The 7,013-nt window shown below is 70.1% G+C and carries 5 protein-coding genes and 1 pseudogene; 3 read left to right on the forward strand and 3 right to left on the reverse strand.

The window, feature by feature from the left end; genetic code table 11:
• Positions 1-195: 195 nt before the first annotated feature.
• The 3 genes from AB0N66_RS22900 to AB0N66_RS22910 all read left to right on the forward strand — a co-directional run bounded on the left by AB0N66_RS22900 (position 196) and on the right by AB0N66_RS22910 (position 3,326).
• Positions 196-441, forward strand: coding sequence for a hypothetical protein (locus tag AB0N66_RS22900; RefSeq protein ID WP_365438096.1), 246 nt, complete (start codon positions 196-198; stop codon positions 439-441).
• Between the two features lie 3 nt (positions 442-444).
• The gene (locus AB0N66_RS22905) at positions 445-822 is read left to right on the forward strand and encodes a toxin Doc (protein ID WP_365438099.1); all 378 of its coding nucleotides are present in this window, start codon (positions 445-447) and stop codon (positions 820-822) included.
• A 614-nt stretch (positions 823-1,436) separates the two neighbouring features.
• Positions 1,437-3,326 (forward strand): RICIN domain-containing protein, encoded by a 1,890-nt coding sequence (locus tag AB0N66_RS22910; RefSeq protein ID WP_365438102.1) that lies wholly within the window; start codon positions 1,437-1,439, stop codon positions 3,324-3,326.
• Positions 3,327-3,344: 18 nt separating this feature from the next.
• Here the strand turns inward: AB0N66_RS22910 and AB0N66_RS22915 are convergent.
• The 3 genes and pseudogenes from AB0N66_RS22915 to AB0N66_RS22925 form a co-directional block, all read right to left on the reverse strand.
• Positions 3,345-3,587 (reverse strand): annotated as a pseudogene (locus AB0N66_RS22915) (NAD(P)-dependent oxidoreductase); the annotation flags it as partial.
• 149 nt (positions 3,588-3,736) lie between these two features.
• Positions 3,737-4,906: a lactate 2-monooxygenase gene (locus AB0N66_RS22920; protein ID WP_365438105.1), complete on the reverse strand. Its 1,170-nt coding sequence runs from the start codon at positions 4,904-4,906 to the stop codon at positions 3,737-3,739.
• Between the two features lie 288 nt (positions 4,907-5,194).
• Positions 5,195-6,781: a cytosine permease gene (locus AB0N66_RS22925; protein WP_365438108.1), complete on the reverse strand. Its 1,587-nt coding sequence runs from the start codon at positions 6,779-6,781 to the stop codon at positions 5,195-5,197.
• Positions 6,782-7,013: the final 232 nt, after the last annotated feature.

Raw genomic sequence — 7,013 nt, forward strand, 5'->3', positions numbered from 1 at the left:
GGTCTCGTCCACCGTGGACGCGGCGCACAGTCTGTCCGCGTCGGACGAGGCGGAAGGCCGGGACGGTGAGCGATGTGACATGAGGCGGCGAGAGGTGACGTACGTCTCGCGGGGTCTCGCGCGGCAGGTACCGCACCGCATCGTCGCTGAACTGGGCGTATTTACGAGTCAGTACCCGGGCGGTACCTTGAGGGCATGCCAGCTCTCAATGTGGAGTTCAGCGATCGCGAGCTAGAGGACCTGAGGCAGATCGCCAAGGAGCGCGGTACGTCGATGAAGGCCTTGGTGCGGGAGGCGGCCGCGGCCGACATCGTGCGGCACCGGGCGTTGCAGGAAGGCGCGGAGGTGTTCCGCCAGTTCTTCGCGGCGCACGCGGGGGAGTTCGCCGCCGCGTTCCCCGAGGACGAACCGCCCCGCAAGGGCGAGGGCCGGGCCGCCTGACGCATGGCACCCGTCATCCATATCGATGTGCCCTGGCTGCTCCAGCGCCACGAAGAGGTCCTGCCCGACCAGCCCACGGTCAACGACTTCTCGGCGCTCGCCGCCGCCGTGGCCCGGCACCGCGTCGACCCGCCCCGCCTCGGTGCCGACTCCGACCCGGCCTGGCGCGCCGCGGCTCTCCTGCACACCCTGGCCCTGCTGAAGCCTCTGCCTGCCGCCAACGCCCGCTTCGCCTGCGCGGCGGCGGTCGCCTACATGTTCGTCAGCGGTGTCGGCATCGACCCGCCGTACGGAGCCCTCGTCGACCTCGCCCGCGATCTGATCGACGGCAAGACGGACGTCTATGGCGCGGCGGACCGATTGAGGTCCTGGCAGATCTGAACACTGGCCGGTGAGCGGATCTGAACACTGGCCGGTGGGCGGATCTGAACACTGGCCGGTGAGCGGATCTGAACACCGGCCGGTGAGCGGGCCGGCCGACCCGCCCTCGGGGCCGCCGACCGAGGGCGGGAGGATCAGGGTCGGCGGCCGGTTTCGCGCGGGAGAGCCGCCGTACCGCGCGGGGCCCCCGAGAAGGGCCGGTTCCAGTGGACCGCCCGGTTGCGCGCGCCGGGAGCGTGCGCGGGCCACCGGCGCGTGCACGCCGTTCACACGGGGCGCATGAAATTTCGAAAGCCGGTACGAGTCGCGAGAGTTGCCGACCGGATCTGACTTTCTCTCACTGAGACGGAAGTTACTCAAGTGTCTTGTTGGTCATGAGCGTGTTGTGCGAAGGTGACCTTCCTGTGCTGGGCCAATGGCCGGGTCCGAATCGCTGTTCGCTATTCAAGGCTGTCGACGAGCTCGAAAGGTTCTTGGCGACGGTTGTCGTTACGGACTTCGCCCCGGCTGTTTTCCCGGTGCTCCGCCATAAAGGTATGAACCAATCAGGAGCTCCTTTTCGGCGGTGAAGGAACTTCTATGTGCCACCTTGCGCCTTGGAAGGAACCCGCTCTGTGCCCACCCCCCACCCCCCACGTCCTCCCTATCCTCCCGGCGGCGCTCCCGGGGAATCCGACGAGAGCCTCGCCGCACAGCTGACAGGCCGGCCGGAGAGCGAGACGGCGCACCCCGTCGCCCTTCTGATGGCCCGGCACTGGCAGCCGGCGTACGACTACTCGGTCATCTGCCTCGCTTCCTCGGCGAACGTCGCCTCGATGGTGACCGCGGCCTCCTTCCACCGGATACTCGACCGCCTGACGCGCGGCGAGTCCGGTGTCGCAGTGCGGCCCCGGCTTCTCGTGGCCGTTCGGGACACCGTCAGGGAGTGGGCCGCGGAGGACCGGATAACCGGTGTACTGCCGGACCTGAAAAAACCCGCCGGGGGCCGCGGTATGCGGGCCGCCAAGTCCATGACGGCCGAAAACCGGAAGCTCGCCGAGCGCGCTTTCCAGACGCTGCAGCCACTCGCCCAGTGCCTGCTGTGGCACACCGAGGTCGAAGCCGAGGACATATCCGTACCGACCGGTCTGTCGGGCATGGATACCGACACCGCGTCGGCCGCTCTGGAACAGGCCCGTGAAGAATTCCGTGAGGGCTGTGTACGAGCCCACCGGGAACTCGCGCCGACCAGGGAATGCGCTTTCCACAACCGGTTGCTGGACGTTCCGATTCGCCGCGGCGGCGCCTTGCTGCCCGATGTCCAACAGCATCTGACGGAGTGCCGCTACTGCCGTTTCGCCGCCGAGCAACTGAGCCATTTCGAGGGCGGGTTGGGTGTTCTGCTGGCCGAAGCGGTACTCGGCTGGGGCGCCCGGCGCTATCTCGACTCCCGCCCCGGGCGCGCGCAGCAAGGAGGGCGCCCCCGAGGTGGATCACCGCTCGCCGTCAGGCGGCAGGGCGGCGGTGGCGGACTCCCGGAGAACGGTGGACGTCATCGTCTGCTGTCCCAGATCCCCACCCCGCGTGGCATGCCCCAGCCCGCACAGCGGCACGCCAAAGCCCTGATCACCGGAGCGGGCGTGGTCTCGGCCACCCTGCTCGTGACCGTTCTCGCCACCACTCTGTGGTCGGACGACGACCCGGGAGCCGACCCCACGGCCTCCACGGGCGCGAGCAGCGCCCGCACGCTGTCACCCGAGCCCGGCTCGGCGTCCCCGCCCGCCGCGTCCCCGCCCCCCAACTCGGCGGGACTCCCCACGAGCACCGAGCAGACCCGGTTGCGCAACCTCGCCGCCGACCTGTGCCTCGACATCCGGGGTGGCGAGGCGAAGTCCGGGGCCGAGACCGAACTGGCCGTGTGCTCCTCCGCCTGGACCCAGCAATGGTCCTACGGCGGCGACGGCCTGTTGCGCAGCGTCGCCGACCCCGAACTGTGCCTGGACTCCCGCGCCGACGACGGTTTCGTCGTGCTGGAGCCCTGCGCCGCCGAGAACGCGGCGCGCGGTGCCGACGTGCGCTACGACCTCACCGCGCGGGGCGAGTTGCAGCCCCGGTGGAGCGACCGGCTCGCTGTCGCGCCCGATTCCGCGGACCCCGGGTCCGAAATCGTCGTCAAGGTCAGCGACGGCTCCGACGCGCAGCGGTGGCAGACCGACTCCTCGCCGGCCAACCCCGATTCGCTGTCGATCTCGGGCACGACCAGCCCTTCGCAGCCCACGGACGGCCCGCCGTCCGCCGGCGACAGCCCGCCCGAACCACCGGACGGGCAGGCGCCGGGTGAGCAGCCGCCGGGTGAACCGCCTCCCGGCGCACAGCCGACGGGCGTGCCGGTCGCTCCGGAGGCGACCTCGTCGGCGCCCTACGAGGAACCCCGCTCCGTGACGGTCGGCGACAACGCGAGCCCGAAGCCCGTGCTGCCTCTCCTCGCGCAACTCGACGCGGTGATCAAGGGAATCGGCCTGTAGGGGTCAAGCGAGCGGGCGTTACGAGACGACGTCCCGCGGCGGCTTGCCGTCCACGAAGGCGCCGGCGGTCCGGACGGCCGCCGGCGCGATCCGCACGCGGGTCTCGCGCGCGACACCGGCGACACCCGTGACGCCCGCGACATGCGGGGAGAGCACCATGTTCGGGGCCTTGAGCAACCGCAGGGCCGGAGTGGGCGGTTCGGGGTCGAAGACGTCGATGCCGGCTCCGGCCAGGGCGCCCGTCTCCAGTGCGCCCGCGAGGCCTGTCCGGCGCGGATCAGGCCGGAGGAAAACGGCGGTGCCTCATTGACGCAGATGGGCGTGCCAGGCCTCGCATCACAGGCGTGATCCGCCGTACAGGCCCGACGGGGCGCCCTGGTCGATCAGGGCGCCCCCTCGCCGTGTTGATGTCATGCGGATTCGTCGATCAAGTCGTCAGGGCCGATGTCGGCGGGGCGGGAGTGCCCGGACAGGGCGAGCGTGAGATCGAACTCGGCGAGCAGACAGCGGATGACGTGTTCGACGCCCGCCTGACCGTCGAGGCCGAGCCCGTAGGCGTACGGACGTCCGACGAGGACGCCCTGCGCGCCGAGGGCGAGCGCCTTGAAGATGTCGTCGCCGGTGCGGATCCCGCTGTCGAAAAGGACGGTCAGCCGGTCGCCCGCCGCCTCCACCACACGGGGCAGTGCGTCCGCCGCCGCGACGGCGCCGGCCACCTGACGGCCGCCGTGGTTGGAGACGACCACGCCGTCCATCCCGGCACTGGCCGCACGACGGGCGTCGTCCGGGTGCACGATGCCTTTGAGGACGATCGGGCCGTCCCAGTTCTCCCGCAGGAACTCCAGGTCGGGCCACGTCTTGCCCGGGTCCGCGAACATGCCCACGAAGTGCATCACGGCCGCGTTCGGGTCCTCGTGCACCGGCTTGGCCAGGCCCGCCTGGAACGCCGGGTCGGTGAAGTAGTTGGCGGTGCCCACGCCGTGCAGGAACGGCAGATACGCCTGGTCGAGATCGCGCGGCCGCCAGGCAAGCAGGGGAGTGTCGAGGGTGACGAACAGCGCGGTGAACCCGGCCGCCTTCGCCCGCCCCAGGAAGCTCCGGGTGACCTCGCGGTCCTTCGCCCAGTACAGCTGGAACCAGCGCTCCGCGTCACCCATCGCCTCCGCGACCTGCTCCATGGGTGTGCTGGAGGCCGAGGACAGGATGTACGGGACGCCCTGCGCCGCGGCGGCCCGCGCGGCGGCGGACTCCGCGTCCGGGTGCATGATCGACAGCACGCCGACGGGCGCGAGGGCCAGGGGTGCGGGCAGTGCGCGCCCCAACAGCTCGACGGACAGGTCGCGTTCGTGCACATCGCGCAGCATCCGCGGCACGATCCTCCGCCGTTCCAGAGCCTCTCGGTTGGCCCGTGCGGTGGTGCCGTTGCCTGCGCTTCCCGCCACATAGCCGACCGGGCCGGGGCCGAGCCGCTGCTCCGTGAGCTCTTCCAGCCGGGTCAGGTCGGTGGGCAGCCGGGGTACGACGCCCGTCATCCCGTTGAGATAGATCTCGTACTGGAAGTCGGCCCAGTGCTTCGCCATCCGTACGTCCCCGCCTCTCGTCCCTGAGATCGCGCTGTACGGGCTCGATCCTTGCGACTGGGACAAGATCCGTCCACTGTGGTGCGCGGATCGCGCGGCTGGGGGAAGCAGTTGTTCGCCCCCTCCGCCCCTACCCGTCCCTTGATCCTGGGGCTCCGCCCCAGACCCCGCTACGCGGGGTTCAGCCCGTCCGGCGTTTGAGGACGAGGCCGTCCAGGCCGAAGCGGGGGTCTGGGGGCGCAGCCCCCAGGTACGGGACGGGTAGGGGCGGAGGGGGCGAAAAAGCACTCAGCGCGTCGACACCGGCGGTACGGACGCCCGAGTTGACGACGGCTCCGCTCCGGGGCCGGTGATCGCCGGCACGGGGACGTCGACCGTCCGGGCCAGTCGCGCGCCCTCGGGTCCGTACACGGCCCGGGGTTCGGGGAAGATCCACAGCAGGGAGAGGAAGAGGATCGCCGCTACGGCCAGCGACAGCGGGAGGCTGATGTCGACGCCGTTGGCGAGGTCACCCAGCGGGCCTACGAACTGGCCGGGGATGTTGGTGAACAGGACGCCGATCACCGCGGACACCCACCAGGCCGTCAGACCGCGCCAGTTCCAGCCGTGGGCGAACCAGTAACGGCCGCCGCGCTGGCGGCGGTTGAAGACCTGGAGTGCGTCCGGGTCGTACCAGCCGCGCCGGGTGTAGAAGCCCAGGATCATCACGACCATCCACGGCGTGGTGCACGTGATGATCATCGTGGCGAAGGTCGAGATGGACTGCACCAGGTCGAACCCGAACCGCCCGACGAAGATGAACGCGATCGACACCGCACCGACCAGCACGGTCGCCTGGACCCGCGACAGCCGCGGGAACACGGAGGAGAAGTCGAGCCCGGTCCCGTACAACGACGTCGTTCCGGTCGACATGCCGCCGATCAGGGCGAGCAGACACACCGGCAGGAAGAACCAGCTCGGCGAGATGGCCAGCAGCCCGCCCACGAAGTCGGGGGCCGCGGGATCGACGTACTCCGGGGCCTTCGTCGCGATGATGCTGGCGGTCGCCAGGCCGAAGACGAACGGCAGCAGGGTCGCGATCTGGGAGAGGAACGCCGCCCCGATCACCTTGCGACGCGGCGCGTCGGCCGGGATGTAGCGCGACCAGTCGCCGAGGAACGCACCGAAGGAGACCGGGTTCGACAGGACGATCAGCGCCGAGCCGATGAAGGAGGGCCAGAACAGCTCCTGCGTCGCCGAATCGGCGGAGGCCGTGAAGGTTCCGGCGTACGACGGGTCGAAGTCACCAGTGAAGGCGATCGCGCCGAGCAGGAACAGGACGGTCGCCGAGGTCACCGCGATCTTGTTGACGAACAGCATGAACCGGAAGCCGTACACGCACACCGCGAGGACCAGCGCGCCGAACAGCGCGTAGGCGACGACGTACGACAGATCGCCGCGCGGAAGCCCGAAGAGCCGGTGCGCGCCGCCGACCAGGGCGTCGCCGGAGCTCCACACCGAGATCGAGAAGAACGCGATGGCCGTGAGGAGGGACAGGAACGAGCCGACGATCCGGCCGTGCACGCCCAGGTGCGCGGAGGAGGCGACCGCGTTGTTCGTGCCGTTGACCGGGCCGAACACCGCCATCGGGCACAGGATCAGCGCGCCGACGACCACTCCGAGAAGGGTCGCGGCGAGCCCCTGCCAGAAGGAGAGGCCGAAGAGGATGGGGAAGGCCCCGAGGACGCAGGTGGAGAAGGTGTTCGCACCGCCGAAGGCGACCCGGAACAGGTCGAGAGGGGACGCGGTGCGGTCCGCGTCGGGGATGCGCTCGACGCCGTAGGTCTCAACCTCGGTGAGTGACGGGGGAGCGGTGGTCGGGGAGTTGTCGGACAAAAGTGCTCCAGCGAAGTGCTGCCTGTACCCGTACGGGCGGTGGAGCGCTTTGTGGCGCGGAGAGAGGGACGGCCGGTCGGCGCCGCTGGGGTGCGCGGCGTGAGCGGATGCCGTCCTCACGGGGTCTGCCGACGCTAACAACGGCTAACACAATGAGCCGAGTTGTCGGTGGGTGATGAGGCAGCAGGCGAGTTTGAGGAATGCTTCGTGCATGTCGGCTCGCCGTTCCCAC

It is taken from the genome of Streptomyces sp. NPDC093544, assembly GCF_040683495.1.
Lineage (GTDB): Bacteria > Actinomycetota > Actinomycetes > Streptomycetales > Streptomycetaceae > Streptomyces.